The sequence below is a fragment of the Shimazuella sp. NTD250 genome (genome assembly GCF_059510375.1).
Window position 1 is genome coordinate 501,582 of record NZ_JCAJZS010000002.1, and the last position, 22,813, is coordinate 524,394.

A 22,813-nucleotide genomic window follows, 5' to 3' on the forward strand; every position below is an offset into this window, starting at 1 on the left:
TACTATTTCCTTGCAGTCAAAGCCTTTTTAAATAGTGATGACATCTTCGCTAGAAATGGATAGAGATACTAATCCATTACTTTTGACGACATATGTATTTTCTATTCCGACAACACCCCTGCCAGGAAACGTGAATTTAGGCTCGATTGCAATGACCATATTCTCTTGTAAGGGTTGTTGAAATCCTTTTGCCAAAATGGGGAACTCGTCAATTTCCAAACCTACTCCATGTCCCAAAAATTTCGCTTGATCTTCCCCAAATCCCATAAAATGAGCTTGTAAACCAGCATCTTCCACTATTTTTAAAGCATGCTGATATAAACTCTCCCATGTAACTCCTGGTTTTCCTAACTGTTCTACAGCACGCAAAAGGTTTCGACTTACTTCATATGCTTGTACCAGATCGTCTTCAAGTGTACCAATGACAGCTATTCGAGTTTGATCAATCATATAGCCTTCTACTACTGTGCTAAAGTCGAGTAAAATTGGTTCGTTTTGAGCTAATTTTTTGAAACTTGCACCTTGTGGACTAGCAACTGTCAATCCTAAGCCGCCAGCAGGACCATCAAAATAAGTCGGGGTTGCTGCTGCCGCACCAGAAGCTACCATCCCCAGTGACAACTCTTGGTTGTAACCTCGCATTCGATTGAGATTTATATTTCCACGTACTCGTAAATATTGCTCCATTTTCGCTGCTAATTGTACTTCTGTCATACCTATTGATATCCAAGCAGGCAATTGTTGAATAACTTCATCTACTAATATAGCAGCCTGCTGAATCTGCGCTAGCTCGTAGTTTGATTTTACTGCACGCTGCAAGCGAATAATAGGAGAGATGTCTTTGATTTCTGTATCTAGCATCTGCTGATAACGAACACCTAACTGATAAGGTAACACATCAAGTTCCAATCCTAATGTATTAGGTTTACCAAAACGAGCCTGTATACGCTCTCCTAATGTTCTCATTCTCCCTAATGGCTCCACTTCAATAGAACTTTCCTCTGTTGCACGAACAACGCTTTTTTTCACATAAAACACAGGATCTTCTGAATCAGGAACATAGAGTAAACCGTTTTGCATAGATCCTGTGTAGTAGAAAAGGTCTACATTTTGTGTAATAAGAGCTGCCGGAATTTCATGCTTGCGTAGTCCCGATTGTAAACACTCGATTCGAGTAGTTATTTCTTTTTTAGAAATTTTTGTAAGAAAATCCATTACAATCACCCTTTACATAGAAGGAATTTTTTGGTGGAAAGATAATTATATGGTTGAACAGATGAAGGAGGGAACTTTCATTATACATAAACCAATTATATGCTTGTTAATCGACACCTTAATGGACACCCCGTTACAAGAAGAAATCCAAGCGGGTCGGGCTCCCACTCTACAGTTTCTACGTGATAATGGAACTTATTTTCCTAGAGTAGTCAGTACATTTCCTACAATGTCTGTGTCTATTGATACTACCATGTTAACAGGTGAACCTCCCAACAAACATGGAATTTATGGTCTTACCTATTATCATTCCCAGCAAAAAAAAGTGTTCAACTTTGGTACTGGCCCAAAAGAAATTTTATTTTTCGGACTGAAACGTGTGCTCCATGCTGCAATCATGCAATTAAATCAAAAATTAATAAGCAGAGATGTGGAAACTATTCACGAAGCAACAGAAAAGCCTACTGCTTCTATTAATTCAATGATTTACCGCGGCAACCAACCCGCAACACTAAAAACGCCTTGGTTAGCATGGCTGTTTGGTTTGCTACCTAGAAATGTGGAAGCATCTGTACCATCATATTTCTCATTCGGCTCTCTTTTCAACATAACAAAAAAGCCGCTTCCAAAAACCCCATTGTCTAAATTTGGTATGAATGATCATTTTTCATCGATAGAAATTATCTCCCTAATCGAAGAAGACAAATTACCACCCCTTTCTCTCGTTTATTTCCCAGGAAATGACACGATTGTACATAAAAAAGGAACATCTGAAGGAAAAGGGATAAAAAAAGTCGATGAAGAGATCAGTCCCATTTTAAATGCCTTTGGTTCATGGGAAGAAGCTATTCAAAAATGTAATTTCATCGTTCTAGGGGATAGTGGTCAGACCAACATGATGAAAAAAGATACTTATGTAGACCTACGAAAAACACTACAACCTTATTCGATTATGCCACTTTCAAGAGATACACCAAAACCGCAAGACCAACTCATCACTTGTGTAAATGAGCGAATGAGTTATATAACTATTTTGGATGATAAAATATCTTATCAAGACATAGTCCGTTTATGTAAGACCGAAAAAAAATTAGATGTAATTGCATGGCAGTCAGAAGATAAATGGATCCATGTAGTAAGCGGACAAACCGATGGAGCTTTAAGCTTCCGACCAGATGGAGATTACACAGATGAATATAATCAAAAATGGCAGCTTGAAGGAGATATTTCTATTTTAGACTTGACACTGGATGATCATCAAATCCAGTATGGTCTCTATCCTGACGCATTATCCCGTTTAGCGGGAGCAATGGACCCTGCAAGTCGAAATGTAATTATTACCATATCTCCCGGTTACGAGTTAATAGGAAAAGCCTCACCTAAACATAAAGGAGCTTCCCATGGTTCCTTACATCATTTAGATTCCCTTGTACCTATGATTGTAACAGGCATGGATCATCAACCAGAACACCTACGCCTTATTGACTTAAAAAAATGGTTTCTTAAATTGTTACAGGAATGAGCCAAGCCTCCCCGTTCATAAATGTAAAAAAACAGGAAACGGGGAGTTTTTATGTCTATTTTACAAACCAAAAGTAATATTCAATTCGATTGGGAGAAATATTGGCCATATCTATCTCCTCTTTACCTGTCCTTTTTAGAGTTAGAACGTGATCCTTACTACTCTTTTTTACCTGAGGAAGAGTTGGAAGACTATCTTCAGAAAGCTATTCATATAGGAGAACAAACAGCAAAGCGATATATGGACATGAATCATCTCGATTTTTTTAATCATGTGCTAAAAGAAGATATTCGTATTCGTTTACTAGATCAACATCCTGAGCAATCTACCATTCGAGCACAATATCATAAAAAAAAGCAAACCATTTTCATCTATAAAAATTCAATGAGAGAAATTCAACAATTTATATCAAAAGAAATCGGAAACATTCTCCAAATTGATTTAATCGCATTACATGCTTACCATGAATGGTTTCACCATTTGGAAGAAACAACAATCGGAAGAACAGATGAAAAGTTCCGACCTGTTGTCCTGAAACAGAGAGGGCCATTTTTAGTAAAACGGTCTCTTTTGAGACTACGTGAGATAGCTGCCCATTCCTTTACACAAACCGCACTTGGTTTAAATTGGTCCCCGTTGCTTCTTGATCAATTTCGTTATTTATTAACAAAAGGATATTCCAATACACAAATTAGAGAGTGTTTTCAAGACACGAAGCGTACATACTATGCTATAATAAATAAAAAATAAGTCGCTAACTGTTAAGAAGTGGAGGGAATTCGGTGGAAAGCTGCATCTGTCCTAAATTTGAAGCTGCAATTGAAATTTTAGCAAAAAAATGGACGGGTCTTATCTTGCGGGTTCTCATGGAGGAAAAACGCCGTTTTCGTGATATCCGGGAGCATATACCGCAGATGAGCGAACGGATGTTAGCTGAACGCCTAAAAGAATTAGAGGCGTCTGGACTAATCAATCGGCAAGTTTATCCCGAGACACCTGTCCGCATTGAATATACACTTACGGAAAAAGGAAAAGCCTTACAACCCGTACTCGACTCGATCGAAAATTGGGCACATGAATGGATTTAAAACTCCCTTTCTAAATAGGGAGTTTTTTCGTTATCTTAATGTCTCACCAGTAGATTCATCTTTCCATCTCCTCTGTATACTCTTAAATGGATACAGCTTTATGTGGTTTACTATAGTGGCTTGTTCCTCCACCGCCGACTAAGATTCTCCCGCCTCTGGGGAAAATGAGTTGTTTTTGTAATCCACCTGCCAAAAGTACAATAACTTTAGCTCTATTTGCAGTAGCAATATATTCTACATATCCATTTCTTGTCAGTCTAGTCTTCCAATTTCTATCGAATTCAGATCGAAGAACTCTATTTGAATAAATTTGGTTTTCTACATTAGACTTTTTTCTCTTCTTCATTTCTCGCACCTCTCATCTTCGCTCTGCATACTTTTTATATATTCAAAATTCATAAGTTCGCACCGGCTGATACCCTCAAAACGATTACAACTCATAAAGCCATATGATAATTTTGTAATTTAATAAAAAAAGTTTAAATCAATTTATTTTCCTATAGAAGCATCATTGTTTTTCCAAAAGACATCTTGCACGAGTATGTTAAAATAAAGTTGACTTTGTGGCGAAAAAAGAGAGGTTTTTGACATGCAATCATTTGAACAATCCATGCTTACCCTGATCACAGATACATCTACCCAATTGTCACCAGATGTAAGGGAAGCAATCGACAAAGCAACTGCACAAGAAGACAGTGGGACTCGATCAGCATTGGCACTTGCAAGAATTACGGAAAACATTCAAATGGCAGAGGAAAAAGTGTCTCCTATCTGCCAAGATACAGGTATGCCGACTTTTATCCTTCATGTACCAATAGGTGCCAATCAATTAGAGATGGAAAAAGCAATCAAAAATGCTATTGCAACAGCTACCAAACAAGGAAAACTTCGCTCTAACTCTGTTGATTCCTTAACCGGAGCAAATACGGGGGACAATTTGGGACCTGGAACACCTGTTATTCACTTTCATCAATGGGAAAAAGATTACATTGATGTTCGGCTTATTTTAAAAGGAGGAGGCTGTGAGAATAAAAACATTCAATACAGCCTTCCAACTGAATTAGAAGGATTAGGTCGTGCAGGAAGAGATCTAGATGGAATTCGCAAGTGTATCTTGCACAGTATTTACCAAGCTCAAGGACAAGGGTGCAGTGCCGGTTTTATTGGAGTTGGGATTGGTGGGGATCGTACCACTGGTTACGAACTTGCAAAGCAGCAATTATTCCGACATGTGGACGATGTAAATCCAATCGAAGACCTTGCTAAATTAGAAAATTATATTTTAGAAAAAGGAAATACATTAGGCATTGGTACCATGGGATTTGGTGGAAATACCACTTTACTTGGTTGTAAAATCGGTGTTATGAACCGTCTACCAGCGAGTTTCTTTGTTTCGGTTGCATATAATTGTTGGGCTTTTCGCCGACAAGGAGTTGCGATCGATCCGGCAACGGGAGAAATCCAAAACTGGTTATACAAAGAAGAAAGACCAAAAGTACAAGGAAAGCCAAAAATCCAAGAAGAATCTAAGAGTTCAAATCGCCAAGTAGTACTTACTACCCCTATCACCGAAGAACAAATTCGCGATCTCAAAGTTGGAGATGTTGTGGTGATAAATGGTTTGATTCATACAGGTCGAGACGCACTTCATAAATATTTGATGGATCATGATTCTCCTGTTGATCTAGAAGGAAGTGTTATTTATCACTGTGGACCTGTTATGCTCAAGGATGAGGAAGGAAAATGGCATGTAAAAGCGGCTGGTCCAACCACTAGTATCCGAGAAGAACCATATCAATCGGATCTCATCAAAAAATTTGGCATGAAAGTAGTCATCGGAAAAGGTGGAATGGGCGCAAGAACGTTAAAAGGTCTACAGGAACATGGCGCTGTTTACCTCAATGCCATCGGTGGAGCTGCACAATACTATGCAGAGTGTATCAAAGACGTAGAAGGGGCAGATTTCTTAAATTTTGGGGTACCAGAAGCAATGTGGCATTTAAATGTGGAAAATTTTGCTGCTATTGTGACGATGGATTCTCATGGCAATAGTTTGCACGCTGATGTTGATAAGACATCTCTTGAAAAACTAGCACAGTACAAAGAACCTGTATTTAAATAAATTTCTGTTCACTTCCGAGACACAAAACGGTAAAATGAAGAGGGACTGTAAGCCCTTTTTGTACTTGTCTCTTACTTTTTAAGGAGGTTTGACTTTGAAACTTTTATCAAAGCTTTCTTTGGTAACACTTTCTGTTTTGACCGCATTTACGATTGCTCTTCCTACTGGAGCCTTTGCCGATGCAGTTGAAGGAGATACGGTTGTAACATTAGGGAAAGACCTAACTTTACAACAACAGGATAGTATTTTGGCGGAAATGCAAGTACCTAGCAATGTAAGCAAAATTTATGTTACAAACCAAGAAGAACACCAATACCTTGGAAAATATATGTCTGCTGCAACCATTGGAACACGTGCCTTATCCTCAGCGAAAATTACAATCGCTGCTAACGGGTCAGGAATATCCGTAAAAACAAATAATATTACTTCGATCACCGATGCGATGTACGCAAATGCTGCGATTACAGCTGGAGTAAAAGATGCAGACATTTATGTAACTGCTCCAATCCGAGTGTCTGGTACTGCTGCTCTTACTGGAATCATTAAAGCATTTGAAAAAGCAACCGGCAAACAAATCAGTGAAAATCAGAAACAAGTAGCAAACCAAGAGATTGTAAGAACCCAAGATGTCGCAAAAGATATCGGTGGTAATTCACAAACTGCAGGTAACCAAGCTGCTCAGTTCATGAACAACTTAAAACAAGAAATTGCAACACAAAAACCATCAACTCCACAAGAATATAGAGATATTATTGTCAATGTTGCAGGTGACTTAAATATTAACCTAAATCAAACTACCATCAACCAATTGGTTCAATACGGGCAAGCATTTTCTACCCTTGATATCGACTATAGCCAATTGAGCGATCAGATTTCCAAACTACGCGGTAGTCTTAGTGATGTATTGAGTGTTAACCCTCAAGGATTCTTTGATACCATCTTTGAATGGCTTGGAAGTCTCTTTAGTACAATTGGTAATTTCTTTACCTCTTCTTCTTCTCGGCAATAATTACAGATAGAAAAAGAACCATCCTAGAGAAAATCAAGGATGGTTCTTTTTCTATCTATACATATGAACCTTTTTTTTTCGATAACCTAGTCCATTGACCTGCTAAATTGGTTCCAATAACCCCTACTATGATCATGATGGCACCAATTACATGAACAGAAGTGATCGGTTCATCGAGAAATACAACTCCTGCTAAAATGGAGACTAATGTACTCAAGTTATTAAACACACTCACTTTGTAAGCTTCTAATTTGGAAAGGGCATAATTGGAAAGCAAAATTGAGAAAACACTGCTAAAAACTGCTAAGTAAAAAATGCTGTATAGATATATAGGCTGATATAATGGCTTGACTAGCTCATCCACTGTTCCACTTAAAACGTGCCCCACAATACTAATGATGATAAAACAGATAGAAGCTAGCATGATGATCACATAACTCAAATCGTATGAATTGTAGGTTTGACCAGTACGACGCACCAATATGGTGTATACTGCAAAAGAAAAAATAGACAAAAGCAAAAATCCAATACTGCCGAGATGTTCGATCGAAAGCGAGTTTCCTTGCATGACAAAGATAAAAATTACTCCTCCTACAGAGAGAAATAAAAACAATTTCTGCCATAAGTTAGTTTTTTCTTTTAGAACAAAAGCGGCTAGAATAGCGGTAAAGATTGGTGCAGTTGCTTGAATGATACCACCTTCAGCAGAAGTTGCTCCTAACAATCCCCATGTCTGAAAAGTAAAAAAAAGAATGGGATACAAAATTGCTAACGGAATGAGCTGAAAGATATCTTTAAACTTTATTTGGAGCTTTATCCATCCAAATAAAATAGGGATAGTCAGCATCACCAAAGCAAGTAGAAACCTAGCAGCCAGAATATCAAAGGCTGAAGCAGTATGAACGATTAATTTCACAAACATAAACGAAAACCCAATGAGTATCGAATAGGTAATAGCAGCGGCATACGCCATTTTGGTTCCTGTTCTCATTACGGGAACCTCCTATCATTCTAATAAATTATTTGGCTGGCCAGCCGTTCAAGATTACTATACGCAAATAAATTTTTAATGAAAATATTATGTTCTCTATACTGTACCGGTACAAAAAGGATGATCGATATGTATAAATATGAAGAAGTAATACAAAATCTACAAGAAAAATTAATCAATGGCATCTTCAGAGAGGGACAAAGCTTACCATCTATCCGACAACTAGCTGAGCAATATCAATGCAGCAAGAGTACAATCATTCGCGCATATGCAGAATTAGAACGGCAGCATTTGATTTATGCGATACCTCAAAGCGGTTATTATGTAGTGAAACACTCAAATCAACAGATTCAAAATGCAAATCCTATCATCGACTTCGCTTCGGCCTCCCCAGACCCAGCTTTATTTCCCTATCGAGATTTTCAACACTGTCTAAATCAAGCGATCGATCGTTATCAAAATGAATTATTCCTCTATGGCATACCACAAGGGCTGCCTTCATTGATTAATGTGTTACAAAAACAACTAGCAGATCATCAAGTATTCGCACACAGTGAACAATTTGTTATTACTTCTGGTGTACAACAGGCGTTATCCATACTAACATTGATGCCTTTTCCAAATGGAAAAGAAACCATTCTTATTGAGCAACCAAGTTATCACCTATTTATTCAAATGCTTGAGTTACTTCAAAAACCCGTCATCGGGATTCGCCGAACAGAAGACGGACTTGATCTGAACTTACTTGAACAGCTCTTTCGCACAAAGCAGATTAAATTTTTTTATACCATGCCCCGTTTTCAAAATCCTTTAGGAACATCGCTCCATCAAAAAGAGAAAAAATCAATAGCAGAGTTAGCGAAGCGATATGATGTATATATTGTAGAAGATGATTACTTGCTAGATTTGGAAATGGACACAAAAGCAGATCCGATTTACTCCAATCAAAATGGTCATATCATTTATCTCAAAAGCTTTTCGAAAGTTATATTTCCCGGACTAAGAGTGGGGGTGACGATTCTACCAACTGAATTGATCTCTCTCTTTCGGCGTTACAAAAAAACCCAAGATATTGACAGCTCCATATTATCTCAGGCAGGCTTAGAAATTTATATTAATAACGGCATGTACAACTACCACCTAAAAAAAATACGATCCTCCTATAGCAAACGAATGCAGATCATGTATGAAACTCTTATATCAATGGATATGGAAGAGTACATTACTTTTCCTGCTGTTCAAACAGGAACACATACACATCTCTTGCTTAAAAGACCTGTCTCGATCGAAAAACTTCAACAAATCATGCAGCTACATCATATACTCATCAGTTCGGGTGAAAAATACTATCTGCATCACCATCCCAAGGATCATCTACTGCAAGTGAAAATTTCCAATGTCCCATCCGAAAAAATTGCTTCCGGTCTTGCGACTTTATTACTAGCAATAAAAAAATTGTCTGACTTGAATGCACGGCAATTCTTTTAAAAACGAAGAGCGTATTACAAAAAATAATTTTTCATCAACTATACTGCTTGTACCATTCTTGTGTTTTTACTTTTTGCAACCAAAAGCAATGGTATAATAATTTTATTCGTACTCAAAATACATCCTACTGGCGGTGATATACAGTTATGCGCAGTATTATTCGATTGAAATGGTTTTGGCTAGTGATTTGGATTGCGATCTTAGGAGTGATCCTACTTACCATGCCTTCCATGGATACATTAATACGTGAAAAAGGCCAGCCTAATCTGAATGGCACTTATTCATCTAGTACTGCTTCCAAATTACTAGCTGAATTCCATAAGAGTGATAAAGGTGGTAAAAATCTCGATACCATCTTAGTATTCCATGATCCAAAAGGATTTCAAGCAGAGGAAAAAAAGCAAATCAAGCTGAAAATCGATCAGATGGAACAAAACAAAAATTTACATATACAATCCATTTTGAGTCCATTTGACAGCAAAGACGCAGAAAAGAGACTGTTCTCAGCTGATCAAAAAACGATAATGGCAATTGCTAGTGTAGAAAAAACAACACAAACCATTCCACAAATTCGAGCTCAATTCGAACAACAAATGAAGATGGATGGAATCCAAACCTATTTAACTGGTGATGGTTACATTGAAGAAGATTATGCACAAAACTCGATTGATGGGGTAAAAAAGACGGAACTATTTACAGTAATATTTATCGTACTGGTTCTTATCCTAGTCTTTCGCTCTCCTATCACACCAGTTATCTCTCTACTCATTGTGGCTGTTGCCTATCTTATCGCCCAAGGTACAGTTGGATTATTGGTAGAATACTTTAATTTTCCGTTTGCCAATACAACACAAATATTCCTTATCTTAGTGCTCTTTGGAGTAGGTACTGACTATAATATCTTGCTTTTTATGCGATTTAAAGAAGAATTAGGCCAAGGAAAACCATTGCTCACCGCTATTGTGGAAACATACAAAACAGCTGGAAAAACAGTATTATTCAGTGGTTTAGCTGTATTAATCGGGTTTACCATGATCGGTTTTTCCAACTTCTCGGTTTATCAATCTGCTGTCGCAGTAGCAATCGGTGTTATCTTCTTACTGGCTGCTCTGTTTACACTCAATCCTATCGTGATGTTCATTCTAGCAAATCGCTTGTTCTGGCCGTTAAAGAAATTTGAAGGACATGGGCAAAATCGACTATGGTCTCGATTGGGGCATTTTTCTGTAATCCGTGTATCCATCAGTATCCTGTTAGTCGTAGTCCTCTCTGTCCCTATCTTTTTATTTTATAAAAATCAACTTTCATTCGATAATTTAAAAGAAATTGGCCCAGATTCTCCTTCTGTGAAAGGATTTAATATTGTGGCTCAATCGTTTGGATCAGGTCAAACCCTGCCTACCACTTTGGTAATTAAATCTAAAACACCAATGGATACGGCTGATGGTCTTGCTTTTTTAGATCAATTACATGAGCGATTAACCCAAATAAAAGGGGTAAAAGATGTATATGGCCCAACTAGACCAAATGGAGAATATATCAACGACCTATACCTCAACAAACAAACGAAAGGGGTAAGTTCGGGGATTGATCAGTCTAGTAATGGACTGGGGAAAATATCTCAAGGTTTATCTACTGCATCGGATAAAATTAAAACTTCAACATCTGGTGATTTAACTGATATCAACAAACTAATTGAGGGAACTGTTACTGTTCGTTCCGGTCTAGGGCAAGTACAAACTGCGTTATCCCAAATTAACTCAGGTATCAAACAAGGGGCTGGAGGAGCTGGACAAATCAAATCTGGTTTAGCCAGCTTAGAGAGTTCCTTAGAGAAGTTGAATACTTCTACCAAACAGTTACTGACTGGATATGCAAAAATTAGCACTAGTTTTGGAAAATTATCTACTGGATATCAAGGGATTGCTTCAGGAATCTCGAGCTTGAGTACTCTAAATAGTACAATGCAAACAGCGATAGAAGCGTTGGGCACTAGCCATCCAGAACTTGCAGATGATGAGAACTATACAACCATAAAAAATACAAGTGATAATATGGCCAAAGCACTGCCTACTATGCAGCAAACGATCACACAATTAAATAGCTCTTTAGCTACATTAAACAGCAGTCTTTCCTCTGCTAACAAAGGCCTGTCTCAAATATCAAATGCACAGACGCAAATAGCAACAGGTACGACCAAGTTAAAAATAGGAGCAGGTCAGTTAGAAAAAGGATTGCAACAAGGGGCATCCGGTCAATCAGAAGTAATTTCGTCTATCCCTTCGATGAATGATGGACTTTCAGCTATTACCAATGGTCAAAGACAAGTATTAGCTGGATTAAATGACTTTGAGTCCAAGATGAAAGAGCTGCAACAAGGATTGTCGCAAAGTGCTACGGGTCTAAATAAGATCAATAATGGCTTATCAACTGCAAATAATTACTTAACAGAAGTCACAGGGGAAGGATCGCCATATGGTACTTTCTTTGTTCCTAAAGAAGTGAGAAACAGCAAACCGTTTCAAACTGCTCTGAATCTTTACATGTCCAAAGATCGTAAGATTGTAACATGGACAATACCTTTATCTGTGGACCCTTATTCCAAAGATGCGATGAAGATCGCTCATGAGATCGACACAACGATTCGGGAAACAATTTCCCATACGCCATATAACAATTTGCAAATCGGTACTGGTGGTGTATCTTCTGCCAACTATGACCTCCAACATATTTCAGATAAAGATTTCTCTCTTACTATCATCCTTATGTTGGCTGGAATCGGCGTCCTATTACTGATTTTGTATCGATCTGTATGGATTACCGTTACGATACTTGGAATTTTGATCCTCGCTTATTATTTCTCACTCACGATATCAGAGAACATTTTTATCGGGTATTTTGATGTTACTGGCTTGTCTTGGACCATTCCATTTTTCTCGTTTATCATGGTCATCGCTCTAGGAGTAGACTACAGTATATTTGTCATGATGCGATACAAAGAGTACAAACACCTAGGAATGGTCGTAGCAATTTTAAAAGCTGTTGAACGAACAGGGAGTGTCGTAATATCTGCGGCGATCATTTTAGCCGGTACTTTTGCTGCTATGTATCCCTCAGGGGTTACTACCTTAGTACAAATTGCTACAGTAGTGATTATTGCATTGCTATTGTTAGCTTTTGTCCTGCTGCCGATGGTTCTACCTGCTTCGATATCGTTACTCCACCGCATTACGAAAAGCGAACGGGAAACGGTTGTTCCGGAGAGACAAAATCTATAAATTTCTTAATACCTTTAAACGTCAGTCAGGTCAGGCATGAAATGCCTGACCTAATTTACATTCTCAGTTGAGAACGTAGGAAATGAGATATTCCCTGAGAATTTCATACCAAGGTGGTCGCTTATTCCAAGTCTGCTGAGTGACTTGATAATTCACCAGTGTATTTTTCCGACCACAAACATCCAAATAAAAGTCATCTGTTTCTCCTGCGTATCGGAAATTACACCTCCGAAATACCTTGCGACTCGGCTCGTTCCCTTTTGCAATTTGTACCAAAAGAATGTCAAATCCTATGGTACTCATTGCCCAACCCACCAAAAGCCGGACTGCTTGTGGTGCAATACCCTGACCTTGAAATTCAGGATCAATAACCAATCCCTCAATGGTAGCACGACTATCAATGAGGTCTACTCCCCCAAGTTGAACAACTCCTCTAAGATGACCGTCAACGAAAATTACGAAAGGAATTTTCTCTTTTTTTGTTATACCTTCTAGTGAATTCTCAACGCGACTGCGAACATCAGCCTCTTCTGACAGCTTAGCTCTCACTCCATTGAAAGGGAAAGTAGGTTCTTCTCCCCTTTCTTGAAGTACCTTTGTGATTTCTGGAAGATATTCAAGAGAGTAGACCTTCAACACAATTCTGCCATTGTCTGATGAGAGATGGAGATTATGCAGATTGTCTGGAAAATCACGGGTCATGATGTCCTCACATATGAAATAGGGCGAATTTATCTTTCTTTTATTATATCAGATCTAAAGGAAAATCCATCGATCGTAATTCATACACTTTTTCTGTATATTCCTTTCATTTTTTAATTTTACTTATCTTTTTTAAAAAACCGAATTACGGTACTCACAGGTGAAGCATTCCAGCCTATCTATCAAAATATTTTTAGCAAATCACTCTCTTATGTGCATAAGTAACTCTGTCGATTTCTTGACGCTCCATAGTTATGAGAGTACAATAAGAAACGTTAAAGACCCTGTGAAAACATTCAATAACGGTAATGAGAAATGGAGGCTTAGTTGTGAGCAATCAGACTGATTTTCTCAACCGGCGGCTTCACTCCCTACTAGGTGTGATACCGGTTGGCTTTTTTTTGCTCGAACACTTTTATACGAACTATCATGCAACCCAAGGCGCAGACGCATTTGTAGAAGCAGTAAATTTTCTATGGGGTATCCCTATTTTGCCTGTCCTTGAAATCTTTTTTATCTTTATTCCTCTGCTGTACCACGCATTTTATGGCCTATACATTGTTTTTCGTGCGAAAAATAATGTCAGTCAATTTGGTACCTTCCGGAACTACATGTTTGTAATTCAACGAATTACAGGCGTTATTACACTTATTTTTATTCTTTGGCATGTATGGGAAACTCGAGTACAAGTATTATTTGATCCTACACCAACAGCAAATGAGTTAGCTGCTCATACCGCTAGTCTCCTATCAAATGATGTAACAGCTATTTTATATGGAATTGGTGTTATTTCCACCGTATTCCACTTCTGTAATGGTATGTGGTCATTCCTCGTCAGTTGGGGTGTCACAATCGGACCACGCGCTCAACTTGTCTCAACATGGGTATGGATTGTAGCTTTTGTTGTCATTTCCTACTTTGGCATCAGTTCTATTGTTGCATTCCACGATCCAAACTTTGCAAATAACGTGTCAGCGTTGCAATAGAAGGGAGCTATACCGAATGAACGAAAAAATAATTATCGTTGGGGGCGGTTTGGCAGGACTTGCTGCTGCACTGCGTTCTGCTGAAGCAGGAGCTACGGTAGAACTTTTCTCCATCGTACCTGTAAAACGCTCCCACTCCGTATGTGCACAAGGCGGGATCAATGGAGCGGTAAATACCAAAGGAGAAGGAGATTCTCCTTGGGAACACTTTGATGACACCATCTATGGAGGAGACTTCCTCGCAAACCAACCTCCAGTAAAAGCAATGTGTGAAGCAGCTCCTGGAATCATTTATTTGATGGACCGTATGGGAGTACCATTCAACCGTACACCAGAAGGTTTGATTGATTTCCGCCGCTTTGGTGGAACCAAACACCACCGTACTGCGTTCGCTGGTGCTACCACCGGACAGCAGCTTCTTTATGCTTTAGATGAACAAGTTCGTCGCTATGAAGTAGAAGGAAAAGTAGTCAAGTATGAACAATGGGAATTCCTTTCCATCGTGCAAGATGATGAAGGAAAATGCCGTGGTATCGTAGCACAAGATATGCGCAGTACAGAAATTAAAGCTTTTTCTGCTGATGCTGTTATTTTAGCTACTGGTGGTCCTGGTATTATATTTGGTAAATCTACCAACTCTATGATCAACACGGGTACTGCTGCAAGTGCGGTTTATCAGCAAGGAGCTTACTATGCAAATGGTGAATTTATTCAAGTTCACCCAACTGCGATTCCTGGAGACGATAAACTTCGACTCATGTCCGAATCTGCACGTGGTGAAGGTGGACGAGTTTGGACATACAAAGATGGAAAACCTTGGTATTTCTTAGAAGAAAAATATCCTGCATACGGAAACCTCGTTCCTCGTGACATCGCAACTCGTGAGATTTTCAAAGTATGTGTAGACTTAAAACTTGGGGTTAACGGAGAAAACATGGTTTACCTTGATCTATCTCATAAAGACCCCAAAGAATTGGACATCAAACTTGGTGGAATCATCGAGATATATGAGAAATTTATCGGCGAAGACCCACGCAAAGTTCCAATGAAAATCTTCCCTGCTGTGCACTATTCGATGGGTGGACTATGGGTAGACTTTGATCAAATGACAAATATTCCTGGATTATTTGCTGCTGGAGAATGTGAGTATCAATATCATGGCGCCAATCGACTCGGTGCTAATTCTCTGCTTTCCTGTATTTATGGTGGATTGATCACAGGACCAAAAGCAATTGAATATATTCGTGGATTAGATAAATCTGTAGTAGATTTTGATCCTGACTTCACTGAATCCCAACGAAAAGTACAAGAAGACAAATATGAAAACACGCTCAAAATGGAGGGGACAGAAAATGCTTATGTCATCCATCGTGAGCTTGGGGAATGGATGACCGATAACGTAACAGTTGTACGTTACAACGATCGTCTCCAACAAACAGATGAAAAAATCCAAGAACTAATAGAACGCTACAAAAAAATCGACATGGTAGACACCAGCAGATGGAGTAACTCTGCTGCACCATTTACTCGCCATTTGTGGAACATGCTGCAACTGGCTCGTGTCATCACTTTAGGAGCGTTAAATCGTAATGAAAGCCGTGGAGCCCACTACAAGCCAGAGTTTCCTGATCGTAACGATGAAGATTTCCTAAAAACAACAAAAGCTCGCTTTACCCCAGAAGGACCAGAATTATCCTATGAAGATGTCGATACTTCATTAATCAAACCACGCCCTCGTCGTTATGATGTCGCGAAAGGAAGTGACAAGAAATGAGTGAACAAACAGCTACAACGGAACAACAAAAAACGGTTCACTTGATTTTTACTCGACAAGATGGTCCAGATAGCAAGCCATACAATGAAGAATTCCATGTCCCTTATCGGAAAAACATGAACGTCATCTCTGCAATGATGGAAATTCAGCGTAATCCAGTAAATGCAAAAGGGGAAAAAGTTGCACCAATCCAGTGGGAATCCAACTGTCTAGAAGAAGTTTGCGGAGCTTGCTCAATGGTTATCAATGGAAAGCCACGACAAGCATGTACTGCTCTAGTTGACAAACTTGAACAACCTATTCGTATCGGTCCCATGAGCACTTTCCCTGTTATACGTGACCTTGTCGTCAATCGCGGTCGGATGTTCGATGCTTTGAAGAAAGTAAAAGCATGGATTCCTGTAGATGGTACTCACGACCTAGGTCCTGCACCTCGCCAATCTGCTACCGAGCAACAATGGCGTTATGAGCTTTCCAAATGTATGACTTGTGGTGTCTGCCTAGAAGCTTGTCCAAACGTAAATGATAACTCTGCCTTCATAGGTCCATTTGCAGTAGGACAAGTAACCTTATTTAATGCTCACCCAACTGGTTCTCTCAATAAAGGAGAACGTACAGAAGCATTGATCTCTGATGGTGGATTGCAACAATGCGGAAACTCCCAAAACTGTGTTCAAGCTTGTCCAAAAGGTATTCCTTTAACCACAGCGATCGCAACGATGAATCGTGAAGCAACAAAACATATGTTTAAAAAATGGTTGTCCTTTTAATCCTGAAAGCATATCTCTCTTTAGAGGTATGCTTTTTTGTAACCAAAAATGAATTGGACACCATTTTATTTTCAAATGGTGTCCAATCAACCCTAGTAATACTTCTCGACATCATCCAAAATTAGCATACTTGGATATGACATGCCAAGCGCTTGGAACACCCAAGCATAGCTAGGAATGATGACTGGAGCCCCTGCTTCCTTCAGGTCTACATACTCCGTATCTGTTTGTGCATACCCGAGAAAAGCAGTTCCCGCCCTTTGCGCAGCCTGAAAGTCTGTTACCGCATTCCCGATCATCAGTGTATCTTTTGGAGCCACATTGAGAGCCTCCAATGCGATCTTTAGAATACACGGATCGGGTTTCATCCTATCGAATGTCTCTTCTGTTCGACCAAAAATCCTCTGCTCAAACAGATGGTAGCTGTTCTCATCTGGTCTCCTAAGAAATGTTTCTACTGCTCTAGGAGAGTTATTTGTAGTGATTGCGACTGGAATTTCTCTCTTAAGCCAAAAATCTACCAAAAACCGATACAGATGAGTTCGTTCTGCTGTGAGGGCAGCCAAACATTCTGTCCTTATCAGCAAATCTTCTAGCTCTTCAAAGACTGGATGATTTCGCCAAGAAACCGCAGCATGCCGGTAGATCACATGCGGATCTTTTTCTCTCCAGTCTACGGACAAACCATGGCGACGGATAACACTCTTCATGGCATCGGCAATCTCTTCAGCAGGGTATCCTTTGAAGAGTTTTACAACAGGACCATCAAAGTCGAAGCACACTGCCCTAGCAGAACTTATCAGTTTTCGTAGGTGATATGCCATAGCACTACTGTTCCAGTTTGCAAAGGGATCTATGAGATTCATTGTACCTCTCTGGGTAAAAGGGTCGATTTACCCCTCTATTATATCAAATTATTATCTTTCTATTTTCCGTACGATTGCATTCTTTACTTCCTGTATTTGAATATTCAATCTACTACTTTCGTTCATTTTTTTAAAAAATTCTCCTTAAAATTCTTCACCCCATTCCCTTGTTAAAGGAATGGGGTGTGCTTGTGGCATTCAGGGATTTAGCTAAATGCCTTTTCTAGAACCTGAGGCAATGGCGACCACATCTTTTGCCCAAGATGAAGTACTTCCCTGACCTTGTCTTCCGGAATAAACACAAGTGACTTCATCTCTTTATCGTGATCTTGCCGGAAAGGAAAACGGAGCCGACAGATCCACTTGGCAGGTGCATCAAAGACGCCCACCAAAATAACCGATTTCTCGACACGAATCATTCCGACAATTCGCAAGTTCTTTGCACGAAATCCTGCCTCTTCGAAAACTTCTCTTTCTGCATGAGCGAAGAGATCGGGGAAATCGAGTATCCCCCCGAAAGCAGAAATACCTACACGGGGATCGTAACCCAAGACTGCTAGTCTCTTATTCTTTCTACTTCGGCATACGCCCACAGTAGTAATGTTGACAGTCTGGAAACGGATTACTACATGCAGGTCATTTCCAACTATCTCTGCCTTCAACTTGATGGAGGCATCCAGTTCTGTCTCATTTAGCTGCCTAACAGCCTCACCAAGTGCCAGTAGGGACATATGTCGGAAAAATCTGTTGATCCGAAGCTTGAGCATCTTGTCCCTGTTTATCAGGACTGCAAATGTTGTAGGAAAGAGCCTGATATTCCGAGCATCTTCACTGACGATAGCAGCATAGATGGTACCGTTGTATCCTGGACCATGCCAAGTACTGTCAATCGCAACCTGCAACCATTCAGGAAGCAAAGGTTCTTCCAGATGAATGGTCGGAACCACTCCATCCATTTCTTTGAGCTCAGAACACACTATAACTCCTAAATCCTAGGGAATTCCACAGTTTCTTTTTCTATTTGTAATTGTAGCATGTTAAAAAAACAGATGATACTATTCCAATACTCCATTTTGGTTATATTTTTTCATGATTAAAAATGTATGCGTTTTAAAAACTATTTTGGAACCAAAAATAAATATATCCGCAAGTAGGAATATGAAGATATTCTAGCGAATTGAAGTCTATTAAATATTCTTTTATCTAAAATAAGAAAGGTTGTTCTCATGTATATCATAACACTTATATTGGAATTAACCCCAGAGACCAATCATGAAGAGATTATGGAATTTTATGAAGAAAAAATCGCATCTTCTTCCCTCCTCATACCTGAAATTGAAAAAATTAATTGCCTTCAACTTAGGTCTACTCCATTTAACCAATATGACCAAACTCCCCTGCGCAATCTTTTTTATCAAGTTCAAATCTTTTTTTCCTCTGAAGAAGCAGTAGATCAAGCCTTGCAGCGCCCTAATACTTTGAAGCTCTTGCAAAGATTTATGATTTTTAGCAAATGTAAATTCCATTGGTTTGTCGGGCATGAAAAGACATTTGTGGCAAAAGATTTTAAAATCCAAGCCGAAAGTTCATAATGTTGCACCATAAAAATAAAAATTATAATATAATGATTAGGAATTATCGGTTCTAAGAAAGGAATGACTTGAAGAGGAACATGAGCACTGTCGAGCAGGGTCAGCAAGTTATGCTTGCTGCTGCACTCCGAGTTCTTCGAACGAATCCGGATTCTCCTGAAGGACAGCAGGAAGCCTTCCAAGCTGCAGATAATGCTGCTCGGGAGTTCACCACCAATCGTAAGGGCACCCGACAGGCACTGGAGTTGGAGCTCGCGGAGTACTTGACTCGTGATCTCATCAACGACGCTCTGGAAGTCATCAATAAAGCTGAGGACGGCGACACTGATGCCCAAAAGTTGATGGCATCCGTGGATGACATTGCCACCCTCGAAGCCACCTTCTCTACGGAGAAGATCGAAAACGGTGTTCTCGCGATGAAGATTGCTGCCCAGCTGATCTTCAAGCAGAAAGGCAAGCATGCACGCTCTGCAGCCAGTCAGGCTGCTCGGGAGGCTTGCAAACAATTTGTCGACCGTGATGAACAACTGGAGACTGTGCTTCTTACAAAGCTCACCGATGCAGTCAGGGCTGCTCGGGAAGATTTCATGTTCAATGTAGACGTCAAGGCTGCTCGTCGGTCACGACCCAAAGCCTAATCACTCTTAGAACCACCCGGCAGAGAATTGCAACTCCTCTCTGCCGGGGGCCGAAATAATAGACTTATATATACAAAAAAGTCCACGCTAAAGGTGTGGATTTTTAATTTTTATACCAAATCAATCTCAATCATTGCTAATAATAAATAAAAATTATAGTATGTAAAATAAGAATTGGAAGTTCTGAGTTAACTGAGCGAGAAAACGGAATATGCCCCAGACTGATTTTCAGGACATGATCGCACAGCTCCTCAAGGAGTGTGAGTCTATTGTCCCCATTGCAAAGATATCCGAGGGTGTGCGCCTGATGAAGGATGCCGCTCTCGATGTCTTTCGCAATAACGGAACGAAGCAGAATGCTTTTGCAGCTGCCATCGAAACTCGGGATGACTTCACCAAGGGAGACTGTGATCTTCAGTTGATTCTGTCCAATCTTCAGCCTGCGACGGTCGATGTTGCGGAAGAAGACTTCCAGTCTTCTAGGCTGACGAACATCATCAAGCGTCTTTCCGAACGATGATCGTCTTACGGCTACTTCGTCTCAGAACAAACTGACAGAGTGAGCAGCTCCGCTTTCTCTGTCAGGCCGCAAAAATACACCATAAAAATAGATTGGAAAAGCCGCACCCAAATGGACGCGGCTTTTTATATGATGAACTGTTTCCGAGAAACAAAGAAACTTCTCTTTTACCTTGCATGGAAAACCTAAAACGACAAAAGCCCTACCTCTCTTTCATCTTTGCGGCTCCGAAGACCGCGCCAAATGAATTGGGCTTCCAACAATAGAACTTTCTCTGTTTACACCTTGCATATTTCAACACGGTGGATATTTTACCATAATAACAATTAAAACGCAAATATTTTCATTAATCGATGAATACTTTATCTATTCCATCCCTGCTAAATTCCATTTTAAATAAAGTATGGTTGTATAATGACATCTCACCACAATCACCATCTTTACACCAATGCCTTTCACTTACTCCATTTATTTCGCATAAATTAATAAAGGATGAAAAGAGAAGAGGTTTAACTATGAGTATTGTTGAAAACTGTATTCGCGCAATAGATGATCACTATACTTTGGAAATTACCATCACAATGAATGATAATGCATCTGGACCCGTAGTTGTTCCTATTACCAAAACACAAGCTACTCTGCTAGAGCAAGCAGGTATACCAAAGTGCACCTAATTTAGAAAAGATCGCACCAAAAGGTGTGATCTTTCTGTTAAGCTAAGAAGACTAGATTTCTTTGAGGAGATGTAAGATATGAATGTAATCGACGATTTTTGTTTACATATGGAAAAACAAAAAGGGATATGGGATCAATCTTTTCCTCAGGACTCTACTGGTTATCTAGGAATTGTAGAAGTACCTCACGCTTTCCTCTATGCCACAATTACCTCTAATAAAAGTTTGGAGCATTTCAAAAAAGAAATATCCGCCTTCCCCTATCACTATGCATGGGAGGTTGATCAGCTCAAAAAGGTAACCACTTTTGTAGATGTTATTTTAGCATATATCGACAAGATAGAAGTCCACGATTTTGAACTGGAAAATAAAATGTTCGATCTCCTCATATCTGAAATCAAACCATATCTTATTCACGAAATAGACCCTTACAACTAAGTCTCTATTTCGTTGATTCTCGAACAACCAACCGATGAGGTACGATTACTTTTGATGAGTGGTCTTCTCCAGCCAATTTACGAATTAATTGTTGTATCGTTTGATAGCCTAATTGGTAGATCCCTACATCAATGGTAGTAAGTGATGGATTACTCATTTCTGACATATAAATATTATTAAAGCCGACAACGGAGACATCTTCAGGTACCCCAAAACCAATTTCTGCAAGTTCGCGAATCAAACTAATTGCAATTACATCGTCGATTACCAAAATCGCGGTTGGACGATTGCCTGCATTCATCAACATAGAAATGGTATGATAAGCATTTTTCTCCAGCATCTCCGCGCTGATCATCCAATCTGGATTTAACGAAAGGCCTGCTTGTCTCAATGCTCGCTGGAAGCCAGATAAACGATCCTCTGATACTACTAACTCTGGTTTTCCAGTCACAATCCCAATCTTTTGATGTCCTTGAGCTATTAGATAGTTGGTTAGATCAAAAGAAGCTTTTATGTTATCGTTATTAACGGATAAAACATCCGGATATTCCAAAGACCTTCCTAATAATACAAATGGAAAATCATACTCCATTAATTTTTTTACAATTACATCGTCCCGGCTTGGACTCATTAATACTACACCATCTATACGTTTTCCTAATACCATTCGATTGATCGCTTCTAACTCTTCACTCTGATTTCTAGCAGATGATAGGAGCAGGTCATAATTTTTATTATTTGCATATGCTAACATTCCTCTTAAAACTTCAGAGAAAAAAGGGTTAATAAACAAATTATCTGAAGAGTATGGAAGGACAAGACCAATTGTATTTGTATTCTTTGATACTAAACTTTTAGCCATGATATTTGGATGATAATCTAACTGATGCATTGCATCTCGCACTTTTTTTCTTGTAGCTTGGCTTATCTTTGGATGATTCGATATCACCCGAGATACAGTCGAAGGCGAAACACCTGCTAACTGAGCTACATCTTTAATTGTTACAGCAGTCATATTCCACCTCCAGTGCAAACGTTTCCACTACCATATTAACAGATAAGAAAACATATGCAAAGCACGTATAGAATTTTATATATTTCGATATAATTTCTTCAACATTGCCTAAAATTGCATAAAAA

Annotated in this window: 22 protein-coding genes; 15 read left to right on the forward strand and 7 right to left on the reverse strand. The window is 39.2% G+C overall.

Annotation, left to right across the window (positions count from 1 at the left end):
• Nucleotides 1-27 precede the first annotated feature (27 nt).
• Nucleotides 28-1,215: a M24 family metallopeptidase gene (locus AC5WOF_RS07415; RefSeq protein ID WP_496049304.1), complete on the reverse strand. Its 1,188-nt coding sequence runs from the start codon at nt 1,213-1,215 to the stop codon at nt 28-30.
• 49 nt (nt 1,216-1,264) lie between these two features.
• Between AC5WOF_RS07415 and AC5WOF_RS07420 the strand changes: the two genes are divergently transcribed.
• The 3 genes from AC5WOF_RS07420 to AC5WOF_RS07430 are packed head-to-tail and all read left to right on the forward strand — an operon-like array spanning nt 1,265 to nt 3,825.
• Complete coding sequence (locus AC5WOF_RS07420) at nt 1,265-2,737, forward strand: alkaline phosphatase family protein (RefSeq protein WP_496049305.1); 1,473 nt, start codon at nt 1,265-1,267, stop codon at nt 2,735-2,737.
• A 51-nt stretch (nt 2,738-2,788) separates the two neighbouring features.
• Nucleotides 2,789-3,487, forward strand: a complete 699-nt coding sequence (locus tag AC5WOF_RS07425) for a hypothetical protein (RefSeq protein ID WP_496049306.1) — start codon at nt 2,789-2,791, stop codon at nt 3,485-3,487.
• A gap of 32 nt (nt 3,488-3,519) precedes the next feature.
• The gene (locus AC5WOF_RS07430) at nt 3,520-3,825 is read left to right on the forward strand and encodes a winged helix-turn-helix transcriptional regulator (RefSeq protein WP_496049307.1); all 306 of its coding nucleotides are present in this window, start codon (nt 3,520-3,522) and stop codon (nt 3,823-3,825) included.
• Between the two features lie 82 nt (nt 3,826-3,907).
• Here AC5WOF_RS07430 and AC5WOF_RS07435 read toward each other — a convergent pair whose 3' ends face one another.
• Entirely contained in the window at nt 3,908-4,171 is a 264-nt protein-coding gene (locus AC5WOF_RS07435) for a hypothetical protein (RefSeq protein ID WP_496049308.1), read from the reverse strand.
• Between the two features lie 243 nt (nt 4,172-4,414).
• Here AC5WOF_RS07435 and AC5WOF_RS07440 point away from each other — a divergent pair, with 243 nt between their 5' ends.
• Nucleotides 4,415-5,947 (forward strand): fumarate hydratase, encoded by a 1,533-nt coding sequence (locus AC5WOF_RS07440; protein WP_496049309.1) that lies wholly within the window; start codon nt 4,415-4,417, stop codon nt 5,945-5,947.
• Nucleotides 5,948-6,041: 94 nt separating this feature from the next.
• A complete protein-coding gene (locus AC5WOF_RS07445) occupies nt 6,042-6,956 on the forward strand; it encodes a DUF1002 domain-containing protein (RefSeq protein ID WP_496049310.1) in 915 nt (304 codons plus the stop codon).
• Nucleotides 6,957-7,011: 55 nt separating this feature from the next.
• Here the strand turns inward: AC5WOF_RS07445 and AC5WOF_RS07450 are convergent, their stop codons facing one another.
• On the reverse strand, nt 7,012-7,947 hold the full coding sequence (locus AC5WOF_RS07450; RefSeq protein ID WP_496049311.1) for a DMT family transporter: 936 nt from the start codon (nt 7,945-7,947) through the stop codon (nt 7,012-7,014).
• 129 nt (nt 7,948-8,076) lie between these two features.
• Between AC5WOF_RS07450 and AC5WOF_RS07455 the strand changes: the two genes are divergently transcribed.
• On the forward strand, nt 8,077-9,435 hold the full coding sequence (locus AC5WOF_RS07455; RefSeq protein WP_496049312.1) for an aminotransferase-like domain-containing protein: 1,359 nt from the start codon (nt 8,077-8,079) through the stop codon (nt 9,433-9,435).
• Between the two features lie 146 nt (nt 9,436-9,581).
• Nucleotides 9,582-12,713: an MMPL family transporter gene (locus tag AC5WOF_RS07460; RefSeq protein WP_496049313.1), complete on the forward strand. Its 3,132-nt coding sequence runs from the start codon at nt 9,582-9,584 to the stop codon at nt 12,711-12,713.
• A gap of 63 nt (nt 12,714-12,776) precedes the next feature.
• Here the strand turns inward: AC5WOF_RS07460 and AC5WOF_RS07465 are convergent, their stop codons facing one another.
• Nucleotides 12,777-13,415, reverse strand: coding sequence for a GNAT family N-acetyltransferase (locus tag AC5WOF_RS07465; protein WP_496049314.1), 639 nt, complete (start codon nt 13,413-13,415; stop codon nt 12,777-12,779).
• A 329-nt stretch (nt 13,416-13,744) separates the two neighbouring features.
• Between AC5WOF_RS07465 and AC5WOF_RS07470 the strand changes: the two genes are divergently transcribed.
• The 3 genes from AC5WOF_RS07470 to sdhB are packed head-to-tail and all read left to right on the forward strand — an operon-like array spanning nt 13,745 to nt 16,945.
• Nucleotides 13,745-14,401, forward strand: a complete 657-nt coding sequence (locus AC5WOF_RS07470; RefSeq protein WP_496049315.1) for a succinate dehydrogenase cytochrome b558 subunit — start codon at nt 13,745-13,747, stop codon at nt 14,399-14,401.
• A 16-nt stretch (nt 14,402-14,417) separates the two neighbouring features.
• Nucleotides 14,418-16,175, forward strand: coding sequence for a succinate dehydrogenase flavoprotein subunit (gene sdhA / locus AC5WOF_RS07475; protein WP_496049316.1), 1,758 nt, complete (start codon nt 14,418-14,420; stop codon nt 16,173-16,175).
• Nucleotides 16,172-16,945, forward strand: coding sequence for a succinate dehydrogenase iron-sulfur subunit (sdhB, locus tag AC5WOF_RS07480; protein ID WP_496049317.1), 774 nt, complete (start codon nt 16,172-16,174; stop codon nt 16,943-16,945). The genes sdhA and sdhB overlap by 4 nt, the downstream gene beginning before the upstream one ends.
• A gap of 92 nt (nt 16,946-17,037) precedes the next feature.
• Here the strand turns inward: sdhB and AC5WOF_RS07485 are convergent, their stop codons facing one another.
• The gene (locus tag AC5WOF_RS07485) at nt 17,038-17,811 is read right to left on the reverse strand and encodes an HAD family hydrolase (RefSeq protein ID WP_496049318.1); all 774 of its coding nucleotides are present in this window, start codon (nt 17,809-17,811) and stop codon (nt 17,038-17,040) included.
• A gap of 206 nt (nt 17,812-18,017) precedes the next feature.
• Nucleotides 18,018-18,788, reverse strand: coding sequence for a hypothetical protein (locus AC5WOF_RS07490; protein WP_496049319.1), 771 nt, complete (start codon nt 18,786-18,788; stop codon nt 18,018-18,020).
• Nucleotides 18,789-19,094: 306 nt separating this feature from the next.
• Between AC5WOF_RS07490 and AC5WOF_RS07495 the strand changes: the two genes are divergently transcribed.
• The 5 genes from AC5WOF_RS07495 (at nt 19,095) to AC5WOF_RS07515 (ending at nt 21,673) form a co-directional block, all read left to right on the forward strand.
• On the forward strand, nt 19,095-19,403 hold the full coding sequence (locus AC5WOF_RS07495) for a hypothetical protein (RefSeq protein ID WP_496049320.1): 309 nt from the start codon (nt 19,095-19,097) through the stop codon (nt 19,401-19,403).
• Nucleotides 19,404-19,483: 80 nt separating this feature from the next.
• The gene (locus AC5WOF_RS07500) at nt 19,484-20,041 is read left to right on the forward strand and encodes a hypothetical protein (RefSeq protein ID WP_496049321.1); all 558 of its coding nucleotides are present in this window, start codon (nt 19,484-19,486) and stop codon (nt 20,039-20,041) included.
• Nucleotides 20,042-20,252: 211 nt separating this feature from the next.
• Nucleotides 20,253-20,561, forward strand: a complete 309-nt coding sequence (locus tag AC5WOF_RS07505; protein WP_496049322.1) for a hypothetical protein — start codon at nt 20,253-20,255, stop codon at nt 20,559-20,561.
• Between the two features lie 515 nt (nt 20,562-21,076).
• Complete coding sequence (locus AC5WOF_RS07510; protein ID WP_496049323.1) at nt 21,077-21,235, forward strand: hypothetical protein; 159 nt, start codon at nt 21,077-21,079, stop codon at nt 21,233-21,235.
• Between the two features lie 78 nt (nt 21,236-21,313).
• A complete protein-coding gene (locus AC5WOF_RS07515) occupies nt 21,314-21,673 on the forward strand; it encodes a hypothetical protein (RefSeq protein WP_496049324.1) in 360 nt (119 codons plus the stop codon).
• A gap of 4 nt (nt 21,674-21,677) precedes the next feature.
• Here the strand turns inward: AC5WOF_RS07515 and AC5WOF_RS07520 are convergent, their stop codons facing one another.
• A complete protein-coding gene (locus AC5WOF_RS07520) occupies nt 21,678-22,688 on the reverse strand; it encodes a LacI family DNA-binding transcriptional regulator (RefSeq protein ID WP_496049325.1) in 1,011 nt (336 codons plus the stop codon).
• Nucleotides 22,689-22,813: the final 125 nt, after the last annotated feature.

Excerpts from the sequence above, each read along its gene's own strand:
- sdhA (WP_496049316.1), top strand. The coding sequence starts at position 14,418 with ATGAACGAAAAAATAATTATCGTTGGGGGCGGTTTGGCAGGACTTGCT.
- AC5WOF_RS07425 (WP_496049306.1), top strand. The coding sequence starts at position 2,789 with ATGTCTATTTTACAAACCAAAAGTAATATTCAATTCGATTGGGAGAAA.
- AC5WOF_RS07520 (WP_496049325.1), bottom strand. The coding sequence starts at position 22,688 with ATGACTGCTGTAACAATTAAAGATGTAGCTCAGTTAGCAGGTGTTTCG.
- sdhB (WP_496049317.1), top strand. The coding sequence starts at position 16,172 with ATGAGTGAACAAACAGCTACAACGGAACAACAAAAAACGGTTCACTTG.
- AC5WOF_RS07485 (WP_496049318.1), bottom strand. The coding sequence starts at position 17,811 with ATGAATCTCATAGATCCCTTTGCAAACTGGAACAGTAGTGCTATGGCA.
- AC5WOF_RS07415 (WP_496049304.1), bottom strand. The coding sequence starts at position 1,215 with ATGGATTTTCTTACAAAAATTTCTAAAAAAGAAATAACTACTCGAATC.
- AC5WOF_RS07495 (WP_496049320.1), top strand. The coding sequence starts at position 19,095 with ATGGAATTTTATGAAGAAAAAATCGCATCTTCTTCCCTCCTCATACCT.
- AC5WOF_RS07505 (WP_496049322.1), top strand. The coding sequence starts at position 20,253 with ATGCCCCAGACTGATTTTCAGGACATGATCGCACAGCTCCTCAAGGAG.
- AC5WOF_RS07515 (WP_496049324.1), top strand. The coding sequence starts at position 21,314 with ATGAATGTAATCGACGATTTTTGTTTACATATGGAAAAACAAAAAGGG.
- AC5WOF_RS07500 (WP_496049321.1), top strand. The coding sequence starts at position 19,484 with ATGAGCACTGTCGAGCAGGGTCAGCAAGTTATGCTTGCTGCTGCACTC.
- AC5WOF_RS07440 (WP_496049309.1), top strand. The coding sequence starts at position 4,415 with ATGCAATCATTTGAACAATCCATGCTTACCCTGATCACAGATACATCT.
- AC5WOF_RS07465 (WP_496049314.1), bottom strand. The coding sequence starts at position 13,415 with ATGACCCGTGATTTTCCAGACAATCTGCATAATCTCCATCTCTCATCA.
- AC5WOF_RS07450 (WP_496049311.1), bottom strand. The coding sequence starts at position 7,947 with ATGAGAACAGGAACCAAAATGGCGTATGCCGCTGCTATTACCTATTCG.
- AC5WOF_RS07510 (WP_496049323.1), top strand. The coding sequence starts at position 21,077 with ATGAGTATTGTTGAAAACTGTATTCGCGCAATAGATGATCACTATACT.
- AC5WOF_RS07455 (WP_496049312.1), top strand. The coding sequence starts at position 8,077 with ATGTATAAATATGAAGAAGTAATACAAAATCTACAAGAAAAATTAATC.
- AC5WOF_RS07420 (WP_496049305.1), top strand. The coding sequence starts at position 1,265 with ATGGTTGAACAGATGAAGGAGGGAACTTTCATTATACATAAACCAATT.
- AC5WOF_RS07460 (WP_496049313.1), top strand. The coding sequence starts at position 9,582 with ATGCGCAGTATTATTCGATTGAAATGGTTTTGGCTAGTGATTTGGATT.
- AC5WOF_RS07435 (WP_496049308.1), bottom strand. The coding sequence starts at position 4,171 with ATGAAGAAGAGAAAAAAGTCTAATGTAGAAAACCAAATTTATTCAAAT.